General features: G+C 71.3%; 14 protein-coding genes, 1 tRNA gene and 1 pseudogene. 10 read left to right on the forward strand and 6 right to left on the reverse strand.

Annotated features, from left to right (window positions below; translation table 11 throughout):
* Nucleotides 1–212: 212 nt before the first annotated feature.
* Nucleotides 213–3,206, forward strand: a complete 2,994-nt coding sequence (locus ACFV20_RS04560) for a glycine--tRNA ligase (protein WP_385652275.1) — start codon at nucleotides 213–215, stop codon at nucleotides 3,204–3,206.
* A 73-nt stretch (nucleotides 3,207–3,279) separates the two neighbouring features.
* Here the strand turns inward: ACFV20_RS04560 and ACFV20_RS04565 are convergent, their stop codons facing one another.
* Complete coding sequence (locus ACFV20_RS04565; protein ID WP_385652276.1) at nucleotides 3,280–3,744, reverse strand: ATP-binding protein; 465 nt, start codon at nucleotides 3,742–3,744, stop codon at nucleotides 3,280–3,282.
* 244 nt (nucleotides 3,745–3,988) lie between these two features.
* Here ACFV20_RS04565 and ACFV20_RS04570 point away from each other — a divergent pair, with 244 nt between their 5' ends.
* The 9 genes from ACFV20_RS04570 to ACFV20_RS04610 all read left to right on the forward strand — a co-directional run bounded on the left by ACFV20_RS04570 (nucleotide 3,989) and on the right by ACFV20_RS04610 (nucleotide 13,804).
* Nucleotides 3,989–4,810, forward strand: a complete 822-nt coding sequence (locus ACFV20_RS04570) for a hypothetical protein (RefSeq protein WP_385652277.1) — start codon at nucleotides 3,989–3,991, stop codon at nucleotides 4,808–4,810.
* A 118-nt stretch (nucleotides 4,811–4,928) separates the two neighbouring features.
* Nucleotides 4,929–5,672, forward strand: coding sequence for a YcnI family protein (locus tag ACFV20_RS04575; RefSeq protein WP_385652280.1), 744 nt, complete (start codon nucleotides 4,929–4,931; stop codon nucleotides 5,670–5,672).
* 89 nt (nucleotides 5,673–5,761) lie between these two features.
* Nucleotides 5,762–6,415: an SCO family protein gene (locus ACFV20_RS04580; protein WP_385652282.1), complete on the forward strand. Its 654-nt coding sequence runs from the start codon at nucleotides 5,762–5,764 to the stop codon at nucleotides 6,413–6,415.
* Entirely contained in the window at nucleotides 6,412–6,885 is a 474-nt protein-coding gene (locus ACFV20_RS04585; protein WP_385652284.1) for a copper chaperone PCu(A)C, read from the forward strand. The genes ACFV20_RS04580 and ACFV20_RS04585 overlap by 4 nt, the downstream gene beginning before the upstream one ends.
* 13 nt (nucleotides 6,886–6,898) lie before the next feature.
* Nucleotides 6,899–8,839 (forward strand): copper resistance CopC/CopD family protein, encoded by a 1,941-nt coding sequence (locus ACFV20_RS04590; RefSeq protein WP_385652286.1) that lies wholly within the window; start codon nucleotides 6,899–6,901, stop codon nucleotides 8,837–8,839.
* A gap of 6 nt (nucleotides 8,840–8,845) precedes the next feature.
* Nucleotides 8,846–10,144, forward strand: coding sequence for an iron uptake transporter deferrochelatase/peroxidase subunit (gene efeB / locus ACFV20_RS04595; RefSeq protein ID WP_385652288.1), 1,299 nt, complete (start codon nucleotides 8,846–8,848; stop codon nucleotides 10,142–10,144).
* Nucleotides 10,145–10,214: 70 nt separating this feature from the next.
* Entirely contained in the window at nucleotides 10,215–11,147 is a 933-nt protein-coding gene (pheA, locus tag ACFV20_RS04600; protein WP_385652291.1) for a prephenate dehydratase, read from the forward strand.
* A gap of 564 nt (nucleotides 11,148–11,711) precedes the next feature.
* Entirely contained in the window at nucleotides 11,712–12,989 is a 1,278-nt protein-coding gene (gene serS, locus ACFV20_RS04605; RefSeq protein ID WP_385652293.1) for a serine--tRNA ligase, read from the forward strand.
* Complete coding sequence (locus ACFV20_RS04610; RefSeq protein WP_385652295.1) at nucleotides 12,986–13,804, forward strand: HAD family hydrolase; 819 nt, start codon at nucleotides 12,986–12,988, stop codon at nucleotides 13,802–13,804. Before serS ends, ACFV20_RS04610 begins: the two co-directional genes overlap by 4 nt.
* Before the next feature lie 168 nt (nucleotides 13,805–13,972).
* Here the strand turns inward: ACFV20_RS04610 and ACFV20_RS04615 are convergent.
* The 5 genes and pseudogenes from ACFV20_RS04615 to ACFV20_RS04635 all read right to left on the reverse strand — a co-directional run bounded on the left by ACFV20_RS04615 (nucleotide 13,973) and on the right by ACFV20_RS04635 (nucleotide 18,049).
* Nucleotides 13,973–14,059: transfer RNA gene (locus tag ACFV20_RS04615), tRNA-Ser, on the reverse strand.
* 478 nt (nucleotides 14,060–14,537) lie between these two features.
* The gene (locus ACFV20_RS04620; protein ID WP_385652296.1) at nucleotides 14,538–15,257 is read right to left on the reverse strand and encodes an ABC transporter permease; all 720 of its coding nucleotides are present in this window, start codon (nucleotides 15,255–15,257) and stop codon (nucleotides 14,538–14,540) included.
* Between the two features lie 9 nt (nucleotides 15,258–15,266).
* Nucleotides 15,267–16,177: pseudogene (locus tag ACFV20_RS04625) on the reverse strand (ABC transporter ATP-binding protein).
* Entirely contained in the window at nucleotides 16,174–17,091 is a 918-nt protein-coding gene (locus ACFV20_RS04630) for an ABC transporter permease (RefSeq protein WP_385652298.1), read from the reverse strand. The pseudogene ACFV20_RS04625 and the gene ACFV20_RS04630 overlap by 4 nt, the downstream one beginning before the upstream one ends.
* Complete coding sequence (locus ACFV20_RS04635) at nucleotides 17,081–18,049, reverse strand: ABC transporter ATP-binding protein (RefSeq protein WP_385652540.1); 969 nt, start codon at nucleotides 18,047–18,049, stop codon at nucleotides 17,081–17,083. The genes ACFV20_RS04630 and ACFV20_RS04635 overlap by 11 nt, the downstream gene beginning before the upstream one ends.
* Between the last annotated feature and the right edge of the window lie 126 nt (nucleotides 18,050–18,175).

Genomic DNA, 18,175 nt, shown 5'->3' on the forward strand with positions numbered 1-18,175 from the left:
GGAGAACCGCGCCCCGACAGGGGCGCGGGCAACCGCGCGACCGGCCCGGTACGGCCCGCACCCGCCCACGGTGATCCGGCGGCAGCCGCCCCCCGCGGTCCCTCCCGGCGCACGTCCGACCGGTCGGTCAAGAAACAGCAGGTCAGCGCCAGTTGACGTATGAGATCATGGCCGACCTTGCCGGTCCGACTCGGGGAACAGGCGCGATCACCATGAAGAACGTATCGACGGCGCTGACCATGCAGGACGCCATCCTCACCCTGCAGAAGTACTGGAGCGACAACGGCTGCATGATCACGCAGCCGTTGAACACCGAGGTCGGAGCCGGTACGGCCAACCCGGCCACGGCGCTGCGGGTGCTCGGCCCCGAGCCGTGGAGCGTCGCCTACGTGGAGCCCAGCGTGCGGCCGGACGACTCGCGTTACGGCGAGAACCCCAACCGGCTCCAGACCCACACCCAGTTCCAGGTGATCCTCAAGCCCGACCCGGGCAATCCGCAGGAGCTCTACCTGGGCAGCCTGCGCGCCCTGGGCGTCGATCTGAACGCGCACGACGTGCGGTTCGTCGAGGACAACTGGGCCTCCCCCGCGCTCGGAGCCTGGGGGCTGGGCTGGGAGGTCTGGCTGGACGGCATGGAGATCACCCAGTTCACCTACTTCCAGCAGGTCGGCGGCGTCGCCCTGGACCCGGTGTCGGTGGAGATCACCTACGGCCTCGAACGCATCCTGATGAACCTTCAGGGCGTGTCCCACTTCAAGGACATCGCCTATGCGCCGGGCATCACCTACGGCGAGGTGTTCGGGCAGAACGAGTACGAGATGAGCCGCTACTACCTCGACGACGCCGACATCGACACCAATCACCGGCTGTTCGAGTCGTACGCCGCCGAGGCCCGGCGCCTGCTGGACCTGGAGCTGCCCGTCCCGGCGTACACGTACGTGCTGAAGTGCAGCCACACCTTCAACGTGCTGGACGCGCGCGGGGCGATCAGCACCACCGAGCGGGCCAAGGCGTTCTCGCTGATGCGGGGGCTGACGCACGAGACGGCCACGCTGTGGGAGCGACGGCGGGCCGCGCTGGAGCATCCGCTCGGGCTGGCGGCGGCTCCGGCCCCCGCCGAGCGCGCCCCGCTGCCCAAGGTGCCCGGCGTCGAGACGCTGCTGTTCGAGATCGGCGTGGAGGAACTGCCGTACGCGGACGTTCCCGCCACCACCGAAGCGGTGCGCGAGTCGGTCACCGCCAAGCTCGCGGCGACCCGGCTGGGGCACGGTGCGATCAACGTGATGGCCACCCCGCGCCGGATCGTGATCACCGTCGACGGTGTGCAGCCCCGGGAGCGGGACACCATGCGGACCGTGCGCGGGCCCAAGGTCGCCGCCGCCTACAAGGACGGCGCCCCCACCCCCGCGCTGCTCGGCTTCGCCCGCAGCCAGGGCGCCGAGGCGGCTGATGTGCGCGTGGTCGAGCACAACGGGGTCGAGTACGTCGCGCTCACCCGCCACGAGGAGGGCCGCCCGGCCGTCGAGGTGCTGAGCGAGCTGCTCGCCGAGGTCGTCTCCGGGCTGCGGGCGGGGCGCAACATGCGCTGGAGCGACCCGGGGCTGTCGTTCTCGCGTCCCGTGCGCTGGCTGCTCGCGCTGCTCGGGCGCACTCCCCTGCCCGTGGTGGTCTCCTCCCTGTCGTCCGGCGACACCACCCGGGTGCAGCGCCAGGCCCCCTACCCGGAGGTCCGGGTGACCTCCGCCGAGGGCTACCCCCACTTCCTGCACATGCACGGCATCCTGCTCGACCGCGAGGCCCGTCGCGGCGCGGTCGTGCGCGGTGCGCTGGAGGCCGCGGCCGAGGTGGGCGGGCGCATCGACGTGGAGGGCCAGGCCGGCCTGATCGACGAGATCACCGACATCCTGGAGTTCCCGTACGCCGTGCGGGGCTCGTTCGACGAGCGCTACCTCGAACTGCCCTCCAGCGTCCTGACCACCGTGATGCGCAAGCACCAGCGCTATCTGCCGGTGCTGGACGGCGACCGGCTCATGCCGCACTTCGTGACGTTCGCCAACGCCCTGTGCGACGACGACGTGGTGCGGGCGGGCAACGAGGCGGTGCTGCGTGCCCGCTACGAGGACGCCGCGTTCTTCTGGCGAGCGGATCTGAAGGTGGCGCCGGAGGAGTTCCGGCGCCGGCTGGACAAGCTGACCTTCGAGGACCGGCTCGGCACGGTCGCCGACCGTGCCGTCCGGCTCGCGTCCCTCGCCCAGGACCTGGCCGGCCGGGCCGGGCTTCCGGAGGAGTCGGTGGAGGTCGTGCGGCGGGCCGGCGCGCTGGCCAAGTTCGACCTGGCCTCCCAGATGGTGATCGAGTTCTCCGGGCTGGCCGGGGTCATGGCGGAGGAGTACGCCCGCCGGGCCGGGGAGTCCCCCGAGGTCGCCCGCGCCCTGGCCGAGATGGAGCTGCCCCGCTCCGCCGGTGGCGCCCTGCCGGCCGGGGACGCGGGGGCCGTGCTGTCCCTCGCCGACCGGTTCGACCTGGTGACGGGCATGTTCCTGATCGGCGCGGCACCGACGGGCAGCTCCGATCCGTACGGGGTGCGCCGGGCCGCGATCGGGCTGCTCAACGTGTTGCGGAGCGTGCCCGCCGTGGCCGGGGTGCGGGTGAGCGAGGGGCTGCGTGCGGCGGCCGTACGCTACGCCGCGCAGGGCGTCGAGGTGCCCGCCGAGCGGGTCGCCGAGGCCGCCGAGCTCATCACCCGGCGCTACGAGCAACAGCTCACCGACGCCGGGCACGAGCACCGGCTCGTTCAGGCCGTACTGGTGTGGGCCGACCGGCCCGCCCACGGCGACCGCACGCTGGCCACGCTGGAGCGGCACGTCTCCAGTGAGGCGTTCGAGGCTCTGGCCGCCGCCTTCCAGCGGGTCGTACGGATCCTGCCCGAGGACGGTGCCGAGGCGGCCGACGCGTCACTGCTGACCGCCCCGGCCGAACTGCGCCTCGCCGAGAGCGCGCAGGCCGTCCGGCAGGCGCTGCAGGGGCGGGAGGACGATCTCGGCGCACTGATCGAGGTCTCCGCCCCGCTGGTCGAGGCGATCGGCGTCTTCTTCGAGGAGGTGCTGGTCATGGACCCCGACCCGGCGGTGCGGGCGGCGCGCCTGGCGCTGCTGAGGGATGTGGCGGGGCTGGCCCGGACGACGCTCGATTGGGGAGCGCTGTAAGGAAGCCTGCCTCAGGGGCGGTGTTTCACGTGAAACACCGCCCAGGCTCCGGTCAGCCGACCCGCCAGGTCGGTCAGACCGCCATCAGCGGGGCGTCGGAGCGCCACTTCAGGACCTTGTCGAAGCTCACCACGGCTCCGCCCTTGCCCGGCTTGTTGCCGATGTGGACGTGGTCGGCGAGCTCCTCGATGAGACACAGCCCCCTGCCGTTCTCCGCGTCGGAGCGCGCGGGCCGGATCGGCGGGTGGGAGCGGCCCGCGGGCGCCACCGGGAAACCCGGGCCCGCGTCGGCGACCTCGATGCGGCACTTCTCGCCGTCGAGGTAGGCGGTGACCCGGTAGGCCTCCGAGCCGGGGCCGCGTCCGGTGTCCCCGCCGTGCTCCACGGCGTTCGCGCACGCCTCGCTGAGGGCGACGGAGAGGTCGTAGGAGATGTCCGGGTCGACGCCCGCGGTCTCCATCGTGCCGATCAGGAGGCGGCGGGCGAGCGGCACGCTCGCAGCTTCGCGCCGCAGATGGAGTGACCACCAGATGCTCATGCTCCAGCCTCCCGGCCGCGGCTCGACATACCGTTACGTATTGCCCTGAGTCCCCCTGTGTAAGCGTGAAGTTGACGTGACGGCGCCCATACGGCGGATGCGCGCTGGTCCTGATCGGTGTATGTGGGGGCAGGTATCGGCCCATCCGGGGCGTTGCGGGGCCAGAGCGTGACGTTCCGCTCGTACGGCATCTTGTGGACCTGCCGCACGAGGCCTGCGGGGCCAGTGCGATGATGAGCCCGCCATGACTGCCCCCCACGCGCACGCGACGCGCCCCGGACACACGCTCCGGTTCCTTCGGGCCGCGGTGTTCGCCGCGGTCTGCGTCGTGCTGGCCGGGGCAGGTCACGCGCTCGCCTCCTGCGACACCATCCCGCTGTGGACGCTGGGCGCCGGGTTCCTCGGGGTGGCCGCGGTGGCCGCACCGCTCGCCGGGCGCGTGCGCTCACTGGCGGGGGTCACCGCGCTGCTCGCGACAGGCCAGACGGTGCTGCACACGCTGTTCGGCCTCGGCCAGCACGGTACGGCCGCCGCCACGGCCTCGGTGCCCACCGGCGGGAGTGACGCGGCACTGGTCCAGCAGGCCGCACGGTTCGTGTGCGGTACGACGGCGGCCGCCATCAGCCCGGCACAGGCCCACCGGATCCTCACCGAGGCCCGGATCCAGCCGCCCACGGGCACGCACACGCATCTGGTCGCGGACACCGCGTCCGGCTCCTCCGCCTCGCTGTGGCCGTCCCTGCCGATGCTGCTCGGCCACGTCCTCGCGGCCCTGGCCGCCGGCTGGCTGCTGCGCCACGGCGACCTCGCTCTGCTGCGGCTCACCCAGCTGTCGGCGCAAGGAGTCGCCGAAGGGGCGCTGATGCGCTCCCTGCGAGCCGCTCTCGCACTGGTCCGCGCCCTGCGCGCCGGACTCCCCGGGGCCCCGGAGGCCCACCCGCGCCCGGCGCACACCACGCTGCCCGCACCGCCGATGCCGCGCACCGCGGCGCTCCAGCACACGGTGATCCGACGCGGCCCACCGGCCGCCACGGCTTCCGCAGCCGCACTCGCCCTCGCCGCCTGACACGACGCGACCAGCACCACTCCGCTCCCGCGGAGGAGGGGCCGCCGTCGTGCGGCAGGCGCGTGTGCGCGCATCCCTCCTTCCCGTGCAGACCGACTCACAGCGGAGTGCTCTTTCCATGCAGGCTTCCCGTATCGTCGCGGCCGGTGCCGCCGCCGGTATCACCGTTCTCGCCCTGTCCGCCCCCGCCTTCGCGCACGTCAGCGTGCAGCCCGAGGGCACGGCCGCCAAGGGTGGCTACGCGGTCATCGACTTCAAGGTCCCCAACGAGCGCGACAACGCCTCGACCACCAAGCTCGAGGTCAACTTCCCGACCGACCACCCGCTGGCCTCCGTCATGCCGGAGCCCATGCCCGGCTGGAAGATCGAGGTCACCAAGTCCAAGCTGGACAAGCCGCTGGAGATGCACGGCGAGAAGATCACCGAGGCCGTCACCAAGGTCACCTGGACCGCCGACGGCAAGGGCATCGAGCCCGGCTACTTCGAGAAGTTCCCGCTCTCCGTCGGCCAGCTGCCCGAGGACACCGACGAGCTGGCCTTCAAGGCCCTGCAGACGTACTCCAACAAGGAGGTCGTCCGCTGGATCGAGGTGCCGCAGAAGGGCGAGGAGGAGCCCGACAACCCGGCCCCGGTGCTGCAGCTGTCCGCCGCCTCCGAGGACGGGCACCACGGCGCGGCGGCCGATGAGGACTCCGACGCCAAGTCCGCGGAGAAGGCCTCCGCCCACACCTCCGCCTCCGACTCCGCCTCCTCCGACGGCACCGACACCACCGCCCGCGTCCTGGGCGTCGTCGGCATCGTCGTCGGCGCCGCGGGTGTCGCCTACGGCGTGCTCGCCGGACGCCGGCGGGCCAACGCCTGAGGCTGCCTCCGCTGACGGCGCGCGCCGGATCCCCGCCCCGTGCGGGGCCCCGGTGCGCGCCGGGTCACCGACATCTGGGACATTTTTCTATGCGCACCAAGACCTTCGCCGCGGCCGCGCTGCTCGCCGCCGCCTCCCTGACCCTGACCGCCTGCGGCAGCGGCGACCCGAGCGACAAGCCCGTCTCCGTGGTCTCCGAGGAAGCCGGCTCCGACAAGGCCGCCACGGTCCTCGACAAGCCCTTCGAGAAGCCGGACCTGGTCCTGACCGACACACAGGGCAAGAAGTACGACCTCCGCAAGGAGACCGAGGGCAAGCCCACGCTCGTCTACTTCGGCTACACCCACTGCCCCGACGTCTGCCCGCTGACGATGAACAACATCGCCGTCGCCAAGAAGCAACTGCCCAAGGCCGCACAGGACCGGCTGCGCGTGGTGTTCGTCACCACCGACCCCCAGCGCGACACCTCGGCCGAACTCGGAAAGTGGCTCAAGGGCATCGACACCCAGTTCGTCGGCCTCACTGGTGACTTCGCGACCATCCAGGCCGGCGCCCGCACCCTCGGCATCTCCATCGAGCCGACGCGCAAGGACAAGAACGGCAAGCTGATCTCCGAGCACGGCACCCAGGTCATCGCGTTCTCGCCGAAGACCGACGCCGGCTACGTGCTCTACGGCGAGAGCGCCGACGTCGACGACTACACCAAGGACCTCCCCAAGATCATCAAGGGGGAGAACCCGTGAGGCGGCGACTCGCCCCGGCCGCCCTCGCCATAGCCGGTGCCCTGGCCCTGGCGGGCTGCGGCGGCTCGGACGCCGACGGCGGAAACGATTCGGGAACGCCGGAACTCTCCGCCGCCTCCGCCTACATGCCGCAGCCCGTGTCCGACGACATGGCGGCCGGTTTCCTCACCGTCACCAACAAGGGCGACGCCGCCGACGAGCTGACCTCGGTCACCAGCGACATCGCCGGGCAGGTCACCGTGCACGAGACCGTCGACGGGGCGATGCAGGAGGTCAAGAGCCTCACGATCCCCGCGGGCGGCCGGCTGGAGCTGCGGAGCGGCGGCGACCACCTGATGTTCGAGCAGCTGAAGAGCAAGCCGAAGGAAGGTCAGACGGTCTCCGTCGAACTCCACTTCGCGCACTCCGACCCGGTGAAGGTCGAGATGCCGGTGAAGCCGCCGACCTACACCCCGACGACCGGACACTGAGGGAGGGACCTCCGTGACACCGACCATCGCCCCCCGCGTCCGGGCACTGGTGCTGCTGCTCCTGGCCGCGGCCTGCGCACTCCTCGCCGGAGCCGGCCCGGCCTCCGCGCACGCCGCGGTGACCGGCAGCGACCCCGGGCAGGGGGCGGTGGTCGACAAGGCCCCGGCCCGGATCTCGCTCACCTTCTCCGAGCAGGTCGCGCTGTCCGACGACTCCCTGCGCGTGCTCGACCCCGAGGGCAAGCGCGTCGACACGGCCGAACCGGCCAACGTCAGCGGCACGACCTACGCCGTGCCGCTGCACTCGGGCCTGCCCGACGGCACGTACACGGTGGCCTACCAGGTCGTCTCCGCGGACAGCCACCCCGTCGCCGGCGCCTACACCTTCTCCATCGGCGCCCCCTCCAAGACCTCCGTGTCGGTCTCCGGGCAGTCGACGGACGACGGGGTCGTGGGCTGGCTCTACGGCTTCGGACGGTACGTGTCCTACGCCGGGTTCATCGTGATGGCCGGCGGCGCCGCCTTCGTGCTCGCCTGCTGGCAGCGCGGATCCGGGGTACGGCCGGTGCAGCGGTACGTCGTCTCGGGGTGGGTCGCCCTCACCGCGGCGACCCTCGCGCTGCTGCTCCTGCGCGGCTCCTTCACCGGCTCCGGGAAGGTCGCGGACGTCTTCGACCTGTCCCTGCTCGGGCAGGTGCTGCAGACCAAGACCGGCGCGGCCCTGGTGTCCCGGCTCCTGCTGCTCGCCGCGGCCGCCCTGTTCATCGCCGTGCTGTTCGGGGCGTACGACAAGCGGGACGACGCCGCGGAGAAGCGGGACCTGACCTTCGGGCTCTCGATCGGCGGGGTCGTCGTGGCGGCCGGGCTCGCGGCGAGCTGGGCGATGTCCGAACACGCCTCCGTCGGCCTCCAGGCGGGCATCGCCATGCCCGTCGACGTGCTCCACCTGCTGGCCGTCGCCGCGTGGCTCGGCGGACTCGGCGCGCTGCTGGTCGCCCTGTACCGCGCGCCCGCCGAGACGCCCGTCGACGCGGCGGCCGTACGCCGCTTCTCGCAGGTCGCCTTCGGCGGCGTCCTCGTACTGATCGCGACCGGGACGTACCAGTCCTGGCGCCAGCTCGGCTCCTGGTCGGCCTTCACCGACACTCGCTACGGGCAGCTCCTCCTCGCCAAGATCGCCCTCGTGCTCGTCCTGGTCGGCGTCGCGTGGATCTCCCGCCGGTGGACGGGGCGCCTGACGGAGACGGCACCGGCCGTCGCATCGGCGGTCCGGGAGAAGGAACGGGTCGGCGCGCGGACGGATGACACCGGCGCCATAGAGCCCGCAGCCGCCGACGACGAGTCCGCGGACGCCGCGTCCACCGGCACCGAACGCGCCGCACAGCTCGCCCGGCAGCAGGCCGCCCGGGACGCCGCCCGGCGGAAGCGGATCCGGGACGCGGACCCGAACCGCTTCGGACTGCGCCGCTCCGTGCTGACCGAGGCCGGCGTCGCGGTCGTGCTGCTCGCCGTCACCACCGTGCTGACACAGACCGAGCCGGGACGCACCGAGCAGGAGGCCAAGGCGGCCACCTCGTCCTCCGCGTCCGCCTCCGCCGACACGGGCGCGTCCGGGGCGCTGACCCTGAACATGCCGTTCGACACCGGCGGCAAGGACGGCAAGGGCATCGTCACCATCGACCTCGACCCCGCGCGCGTGGGCGACAACGAGATGCACGTCTACGTGGAGCGGCCCAACGGCAGGGCGTTCGACATCCCCGAGGTCAAGGTCGACTTCACCCTGAAAGCCAAGGACATCGGGCCCCTGCCCGTCGTCCCGGACCACCTCGCCACCGGACACTGGTCGGCGAACGGAGTGCAGATCCCCATGGCCGGCGACTGGCAGGTCGACGTGACCGTGCGGACCTCCGACATCGACGAGGTGACCGTCTCCAAGAACGCGCAGATCGGCTGAACGACCATGCCAGACCAGTCCCTCCCGAAGGCCCGCACCCCCGAGACCGGCCCGGGGAAGCACGAAGCGGCCCCCGCGCACGAGGGCATCTCACGACGGCGGCTGCTCGGCACCGCCGGTGCCACCGGGCTCGTCCTCGGCACCGCGGGTGCCGCCGTGGGCTACACCTCCGCCCCCTCCGAAGCGGCTGCTCCCCTCACCTCCCTCGGCACGGACCGGGCGATGTTTCACGGGAAACATCAGCCCGGCATCACCGACGGCCTCCAGGCGCGCGGCCACCTCGTCGCCTTCGACCTGGCCCCGGGCGCCGGCCGCAAGGAGGCCGCCGCGCTGCTCCGCCGCTGGTCGGAGACGGCCCGGCGGCTCATGGCGGGCGAACCGAGCACCCACGGGGACACGGACGTCGCCCGCGACGCCGGACCTGCCTCCCTGACGATCACCTTCGGCTTCGGCCACAGCTTCTTCGCCCGGACAGGCCTGGAGAAGCAGCGTCCGACCGCCCTGGACCCGCTGCCCGAGTTCTCCTCCGACCACCTCGACAGGAACCGCAGCAACGGCGACCTGTGGGTGCAGATCGGCGCCAACGACGCCCTCGTCGCCTTCCACGCCCTGCGCGCGATCCACAAGGACACGGGCCGGGCCGCCAAGGTGCGCTGGCAGATGAACGGCTTCAACCGCTCACCGGGCGCCACCTCCCACCCCATGACGGCCCGCAACCTGATGGGCCAGGTCGACGGCACCCGCAACCCCAAGCCGGACGAGGCCGACTTCGACCAGCGCATCTTCGTGCCGGAGAAGCCACAGCAGGGCGAACCGGCCTGGATGGCGAACGGCTCCTACGCCGTCGTACGCCGGATCCGCATGCTCCTCGACGACTGGGAGCAGCTCTCCGTCAAGGCGCAGGAGGCCGTGATCGGACGGCGCAAGTCCGACGGCGCGGCCCTGTCCGGCGGCAACGAGACGACCCCGATGGACCTGGAGAAGACGGACGCCCAGGGGAACCTGGTCGTCCCGATCAACGCCCACGCCCGCATCACCCGGCCCGACCAGAACGGCGGCGCGGCGATGCTCCGCCGTCCCTTCTCCTTCCACGACGGCATCGACGCCGACGGGGTGCCCGACGCGGGTCTGCTCTTCATCTGCTGGCAGGCCGATCCGCTGCGCGGCTTCGTGCCCGTACAGCGCAAGCTCGACCGCGGCGACGCCCTGTCGCAGTTCATCCGGCACGAGTCGAGCGGACTGTTCGCGGTACCGGGCGGGGCCGCGGAGGGCGAGTACGTGGGACAGAAGTTGCTGGAGGGGTGAGGGTCACTCCTGGGTTGGATGGTTCGGCTTGTGGGGGATAGCGCTTCCGCGAGCCCATTAGGGTGAGGTCATGCCAGCGAGCTATGCGTATCTCGGTCCTGAGGGCACCTTCACCGAAGTCGCCCTGCGCACGCTTCCCGAGGCCGCCACCAGGGAGCTCATCCCGTACGTGTCCGTGCAGTCCGCGCTCGACGCCGTGCGCGCGGGCGAGGCCGAGGCCGCGTTCGTGCCGATCGAGAACTCCGTCGAGGGCGGCATCACCACCACCCTCGACGAGCTGGTCGCCGGCACGCCGCTGATGATCTACCGCGAGGTGCTGCTGTCGATCACCTTCGCGCTGCTGGTCCGCCCGGGCACGAAGCTGTCGGACATCAAGACCGTCTCCGCCCACCCGGCCGCGCAGCCGCAGGTGCGCAACTGGCTGAAGAAGCACCTCCCGGACGCGCACTGGGAGTCGGCCGCCTCGAACGCGGACGCCGCCCGGTTGGTTCAGGAGGGCCAGTACGACGCCGCCTTCGCGGGGGAGTTCGCGGCCGCCCGCTACGGCCTGGAGGCCCTGGAGACCCAGATCCACGACGCGGAGAACGCCCAGACGCGTTTCGTTCTGGTCGGCCGGCCCGCCCGGCCCGCGGCGCCGACCGGCGCGGACAAGACCTCGATCGTCCTGTGGCAGCGCGACGACCACCCCGGTGGCCTGCGCGACCTGCTGGGTGAGTTCGCGACCCGTGGCATCAACCTCATGCTGCTCCAGTCCCGGCCCACCGGCGCCGGCATCGGCAACTACTGCTTCTGCATCGACGCCGAGGGCCACATCTCCGACCGCCGGGTGGCCGACGCCCTGATGGGTCTGAAGCGGATCTGCCTCCAGGTGCGCTATCTGGGCTCCTACCCGCGCGCGGACATGCGGCCGGGAGAGGTGCAGCCGCCGCGGCTGGGGACGTCCGACGAGGAGTTCGCGGGGGCGGCGGACTGGGTCGCGCGGTGCCAGGACGGACGCTTCTAGCCCAGGTCACCGGGCGCTTCCAGCCGGGTTCGCCGGGCGGTTCCGGCCGGTCGTACCTGCTGATTGTCGTTATCCACAGAAGTTATCCACAGGTCCGCTTCTCGACCTGGGGACAAGTCGACAACGAAGGGCGAGTCAGTCGACAAATCGCCCTACGGGCCCCGGATACCTCCATCTGCAGGCAGGTCACCCTTCGTCCACCGTTTTCCCTTGCGTAACTCTTAGGGGTGACCCATTTCCACTCGAAAGTGAGGGTAAAGCGGGTTTGTACTGGGAATTCTCAGGGGTGCCCACGCCTTCCGGAGTGATCAATTCCGAAGTCCACAGATCTTCCACACAGCCTGTGGATAACTTTCCGGGGGGTGTGGATTCCTGTGGACAACACACCGCCAAGTCCCGCTCCCCGCAAGGGATTCGCGTCAAGGGGACGTTCGCCCGATGCCTCGTCCCGGGGACAGGGGATTGCTTTATTGACACCCCACGTAATTCGCCCATAACGGTACGTATGCGGCGCCCTGGATAGTGAGTCGTGGGCGGTCACCCCGCACCGGTAGCCTTGGGCGCGTGATTGACCTTCGCCTGCTCCGTGAGGACCCCGACCGTGTGCGCGCGTCGCAGCGCGCCCGTGGAGAGGACGTCGCGCTCGTCGACGCCCTCCTGTCTGCCGACGAGCGGCGCAGGTCGTCCGGCGTCCGCTTCGACGAGCTGCGCGCCGAGCAGAAGGCGCTCGGCAAGCTCATCCCCAAGGCGACCGGCGAAGAGAAGTCCGAGCTGCTGAAGAAGGCGGGCCAGCTCGCCGCCGACGTCAAGGCGGCCGACGCCGAGCGCGACGCCGCCGCGACCGAGACCCAGGAGCTGCTCCAGCGGCTCGGCAACCTCGTCCACCCGGACGTGCCCGTGGGCGGCGAGGAGGACTTCGTCACGCTCGAGACGCACGGCACGATCCGCGACTTCGCCGCCGAGGGTTTCGAGCCCAGGGACCACCTGGCGCTCGGCCAGATCCTCGGCGCGATCGACGTAGAGCGGGGTGCCAAGGTCTCCGGCTCGCGCTTCTACTTCCTGACGGGCGTGGGCGCCCTCCTGGAGCTCGCCCTGGTGAACGCGGCGATGGCCCAGGCCACCGCGGCCGGCTTCACCCCGATGCTGACCCCGGCGCTGGTGCGACCGCAGTCCATGGCGGGCACCGGCTTCCTCGGCCAGGCCGCCCAGGACGTCTACCACCTCCCCGACGACGACCTCTACCTGGTCGGTACGTCCGAGGTGCCGCTCGCCGCGTACCACATGGACGAGATCCTCGACGCCGACCGCCTCCCCCTGCGCTACGCGGGCTTCTCGCCCTGCTTCCGCCGCGAGGCCGGTTCGCACGGCAAGGACACCCGGGGCATCTTCCGCGTGCACCAGTTCGACAAGGTCGAGATGTTCTCCTACGTCGCTCCGGAGGACTCGCAGGCCGAGCACCAGCGCCTGCTGGAGTGGGAGAAGCAGTGGCTGACCTCGCTCGAGCTGCCGTTCCGCGTGATCGACGTGGCGAGCGCCGACCTCGGTGCCTCGGCCGCCCGCAAGTTCGACTGCGAGGCGTGGATCCCCACCCAGGGCAAGTACCGCGAGCTGACCTCGACCTCGGACTGCGGCGAGTTCCAGTCGCGGCGCCTGTCGATCCGTGTCCGTGAGGGCAAGCAGGTCCGCCCGCTGGCCACGCTCAACGGCACGCTGTGCGCCGTCCCGCGCACGATCGTGGCGATCCTGGAGAACCACCAGCAGGCCGACGGCTCGGTGCGCGTGCCCGAGGTGCTGCGTCCGTACCTGGGCGGCCGGGAGGTCCTGGAGCCGGTGGCCAAGTGAGCGACACGGCTTCCCCGGGCGCCTTCCCGTACCGGCTCGTCGCCACCGATCTCGACGGCACACTGCTGCGCTCCGACGACACGGTGTCGCAGCGCACCCGTGACGCGCTCGACGCGGCCACCGCGGCGGGCGCCGCCCACATCGTCGTCACCGGCCGCGCCGTCCCCTGGACCCGGCACATCCTCGACGACCTCGGCTACCAGGGCCTCGCCGTCTGCGGCCAGGGCGCGCAGGTCTACGACGCCGGCGCGCACCGCCTGCTGACGTCGGTGACGCTGGACCGGCAGCTGGCCGGGGTGGCGCTGGCGAAGATCGAGGCGGAGGTGGGCCCGCTCCACCTGGCGGCGAGCCGCGACGGTCTCGACGGCGAGGTACTGGTGGGCCCGGGCTACGCGGTCACGGGCAGTCTGCCCGCCACGCCCTTCACGGACGCGTCGGACCTGTGGGCCGCGCCCCTGAACAAGCTGTACATCCAGCACCCGACGCTGAGCGACGACGAGCTGTGCGAGGCGGCCACGCGCACCGCCGGCGGCTTCGTCACCGTCACGATGGCGGGCGCGGGCATCGTCGAGCTGCTCCCGCTGGGTCTGTCCAAGGCGACGGGGCTCTCTCTGGCGGCCCGCCGGCTCGGTCTGAAGGCGGCCGACACGATCGCCTTCGGCGACATGCCCAACGACATCCCGATGTTCGCCTGGGCCTCCTACGGCGTCGCCATGGCAGACGCCCACGAGGAACTGAAGGCGGTGGCTGACGAGGTGACGTCCTCCCATGACGAGGACGGCATCGCCGTGGTGCTGGAGCGACTGCTGGGCTGAGCCCCGGGACCGGCGCCGGAGCCCGATGATCGAGGCCGGTGCGCGTGGCCGGGTACTTCCGTTACGTCGGGCCCGCTGTGCGAGGCCCCACGTCAAGAGCCAGGCTCTCAGGACTCGGTGGTGCTCGGCGGTGCTCGGTGGTGCTCGGTGGTGCTCGGTGGTGCTCGGCGGAGGATGCACGGATCGAACGTGCGCGGGCCTTACGACCCGACCGCGGTTCAGCAAACCGGTGCCTTACCACTCGGCCAATCCTCCGGGTGGGCGGCCCACGCGAGGTGCGATTCGCGTGCTCGAAGCGGCCGCCCCGGGCAGCTCCCCGTGCGAGGCGGGTTCCACGGAGGGGTAGTGGCTACTCCGGATCCCGCCGCCGGCTGCCCTGAAGGGAGCTGGACGTACTGCCGTGCATGGGCATCGTCCCGCTCCTCTCCCCGACTGTGGCACCGGGCTCCCCTGCCCGGTGGCGACGACAACCACTCTGCCCGCCGGGCGAATGGGACGCCACCGAATAAAACGGCGGCGAGACCCGGCCCGGCCACCGGCCGGCTGTATGGATCACGAGCGTTGCCGACGCCGGCCGGGCTTGATCAGGGCGAAGGCCTCCGTGTGGGGTGGAGGTGTCGAATCTTCACCGCACGGAGGCACGGAGGCACGGAGGCCTTCGTGTCCCACCGTGATGCCCGTCTGCCCCTTCCCGGCAGGCGCCTGCTCGTCGAGCGTGTCCGTGCCGGTTACGTCACTCCTCCCCGGCGAGGGTCAGGGAACGCAGCTTCTGGCCGGCATACCAGGTGGCCAGCACCGTGACGGCGACCAGCAGCACCGTCGCCGTGGTCAGGCCGACGTCGGAGGAGACCAGGTCCCCGCCGGACACCTTCTGGGCCACCGCCAGCGACCACTGCTGGACGCTGAGCGTGCGCGCACCCGGCACCAGGGAGCCGAACAGGGCCTCCCAGACCAGGGCGTAGACCAGACCGAACACCACCGCGTGCCGGGAGACGGTGCCCAGCAGCAGGAACAGGGCCGCGTAGGCGATGGACGCGACCAGCGCGGCCACCGTGTAGGCGACGGCGACCTGCTGGCCGTTGCCGTTGAGGACGAACCCGGCGATGAGCGTCGGCACGGCCGAGAACACCATGGTCACGGCGATGGCGACGATCAGCTTGGTGAAGATGATCGTCGGCCTTTTGATCGGCTTGGACAGCAGGTACACCACCGAGCCGTCGTCGATCTCGGGGCCGATCGCGCCCGTTCCGGCGATGACGCCGATGATCGGCACCATCGTGGCCAGGGCGAGTCCGCCCAGCAGGTCGGACGCCGTCTGGTCGTCGGCCCCGGCCAGGGCGCGCACGGCCACGGCGATCACGATCAGCAGCATCGGCAGGGCGCCGAGGATGAGGGCCCGGCGACGGCCGAGCAGGGCCCGGTAGGTGAGCCGGGCGACTGTGGGGTCGTACATCAGGGCCTCCTACGCCGCGACCAGGTACGAGAAGACGGACTCGAGGGACTCGTCGGACGGCGAGACCGTGAGCAGCCGGATGCCGTGGTCCCTGGCGACCTTGGGCAGCAGCGCGGTGAAGCGGGCGAAGTCGACGGCCTGGATGCGCAGCGCTCCCTCGGCGATGTCGACCTCGATGCCGGACGTCGAGGGGTCGGCGATCAGCGCGGCCGCGAGGGCGCGGTCGTCGCTGGAGCGCACCAGGTAGCGGTGCGGCCGGTCGGTCATCAGGCGGCGGATCTTGCGGAAGTCGCCGCTGGCCGCGTGCCGGCCGGCGACGACGACCTCGATGTGCCAGGCGAGCTGCTCGACCTCTTCGAGGATGTGGGACGAGAACAGCACCGTGCGGCCCTCGTCGCCCATGCGGCGCAGCAGGTCCATGAGCTGCATGCGCTGGCGCGGGTCCATGCCGTTGAACGGCTCGTCCAGCAGGAGCAGGGAGGGGTCGTGGACCAGGGCGGAGGCCATCTTCACGCGCTGGCGCATGCCCTTGGAGTACGTCTGGATCTTGCGGTCCTGCGCGTACTCCATCTCGACCGTGGCCAGCGCCTTCTGGGCGGCCTTGGCGCCCAGGCCGTGCAGCTCGGCGTTGGCGAGGACGAACTCCTTGCCGGTGAGGAAGTCGTACATCGCCTCCCGCTCGGGGACGACGCCGATGTGCCGGTAGATCTGCTCGTTGCGCCACACGGCCTGGCCGTCGAGGGTGACGGTGCCGGTGGAGGGGGCCAGGAAGCCGCCCATCATGTTGATGAGGGTGGACTTCCCTGCGCCGTTGGGGCCGAGCAGCCCCGTGACGCCGGGGCCGATGGTCATGGTGATGTCGTTGACGGCGACCACGTTGCCGAACAGCGGGAGACGTGGTCGATCTTGAGCGTGGTCACAGTCCCACCTTCTTGTAGCGGCGCATCAGGAGGCCGTAGCTCGCCGCGATCAGGCCCAGGGCGACGAGGACGTAGACGACGCCCTCGGCGGTGCTCGGGCCCACCCCGCTGGGGGAGGCGGACGTCGCGCCCAGGAACGCGGACTGCACGCCGTCGACGATCGTGATCGGCGAGAACAGTCCGATCCACGGCACGGCGTCGCCGCTGCCCTGGGCGTCGGCGATGGCCTGGAGGGTGGAGACCGCGCCGTAGGTGATGGTCAGCACGGCGATCACGGCCGCGATGCCGAAACCGCGGCGCGGGGTGACGGATGCGATGACCAGGCCGATGCCGGCGAAGAGCAGTGAGAGCAGAGCCACGGAGACCAGTCCCTGTGCGAATCCCTTGGTCTGGTCGGCGAAGTCCAGCTTGGCCAACAGCGCGCCCACGTAGAGCACGAGCAGGGGGCCGGCGGTGAGGATGAAGAGCGCCGAGGCCAGGGCCGCGAACTTGGCGCGGACGTAGTCGGAGGTCTCGATGGGCCGCGAGAAGTACAGCGGAACGGTCTTGAAACGCAGGTCCCGCGAGACGGACTGGGGCGCCTGCGAGGCGACGTACAGGCTGATGACCGCCTGCATGATGATCGCGTAGCGCGTGTAGTCGACGGGCAGTTCCTTGGCCTTGGTGGCGACCGCGACGGCGACCATGATGGCCGCGGGCACGCACATCACCACGAAGAGCAGCATCGGCAGCACCTTGGACTTCACCGAGCGGCCGAGGCCGTAGGAGCCGCGCAGGGACTGCGAGTACAGGGAGCGGCGGGCGTAGGCGCGGCCGAGGCGCGGGCCGTCGTAATCGCGGTAGCCGATGTTGTGGATGCGGGTCTGGTCGCCCGGTGCCGGGGCGGGTGCCCCCGTGGAGTGCTCAACCGCCATGGCCGACCGCCTCCTTCCGCTGTTCGCGCTCGTCGCTGCCGGTGAAGACCTCGGAGATGTGGTGCCGGCGCTGCTCCATGCGCACCAGGCCGAGACCGAGGTCCGCGATCACGTCCCGGACCAGGTCGTACGTCTCCTCGCCCTGCGCGGTGAGCAGCAGGACATGGCCGGCGCCGGGCAGGCCGCTGCCGTCCTCGACGGTCACTCCGCGCGCGTGCAGCGCCTCACGGACCGCGCGGGTGCCGTCCGGGTGCTCGTCGCTGTCGGTGACCTCGATCGCGAGGGTCGTGGTGGTCTGGGTGAAGTCCGTGGTGGAACTGGAGCGCAGGAGCTTGCCGCCGTCCACGACGACGACGTGGTCGCAGGTGCGCTCCAGCTCGCCCAGCAGGTGGGAGGTGACCAGGACGGAGATGCCGAAGTCGGTGTGGATCCGGCGGATCAGGCCGAGCATCTCGTCGCGGCCGACGGGGTCGAGGCCGTTGGTCGGCTCGTCCAGGAAGACCAGCTGCGGGTCGTGGACGAGGGCCTGCGCGAGCTTGACGCGCTGCTTCATACCGGTCGAGTAGCCGCCGATGGGGCGGTAGCGCTCCTCGTACAGCCCGACGTGGCGCAGGGTGTCGGCCGTGCGCTCACGCGCCGCGGTGGGGGGCAGGCCGGACATGCGCGCCATGTGGACGACGAACTCGGTGGCCGAGACGTCCGGCGGCAGGCAGTCGTGCTCGGGCATGTAGCCGACGCGCTCGCGGATGGCGGCGCCGTCGGTGGCGACATCGAGACCGAGCACCTCGGCGCGGCCCTCGGTGGCGGGGGACAGACCCAGCAGGATCTTGATCAGTGTGGACTTGCCGGCTCCGTTGGCTCCGACGAGTCCGGTCACACCGGGTCCGACGTCCACGGAGAGCCGGTCAAGCGCGGTCACCCGGGGGAACCGCTTGCTCAGGCTTTCGGTCGCGATCACAGTCACCCTACGAAGGTAGGGGCGGGCCGCGTGGCGGTCGTCACTCCGCAGAGCTGTCTTCGGATCAGCCCTGAGTATTACGGGCCCCTAGGGGAGCTGCTCCTTGAGGGTTACCACGACCGGGAG

The sequence above is a fragment of the Streptomyces sp. NPDC059696 genome, assembly GCF_042733745.1.
In the GTDB taxonomy this organism is placed as follows: domain Bacteria; phylum Actinomycetota; class Actinomycetes; order Streptomycetales; family Streptomycetaceae; genus Streptomyces.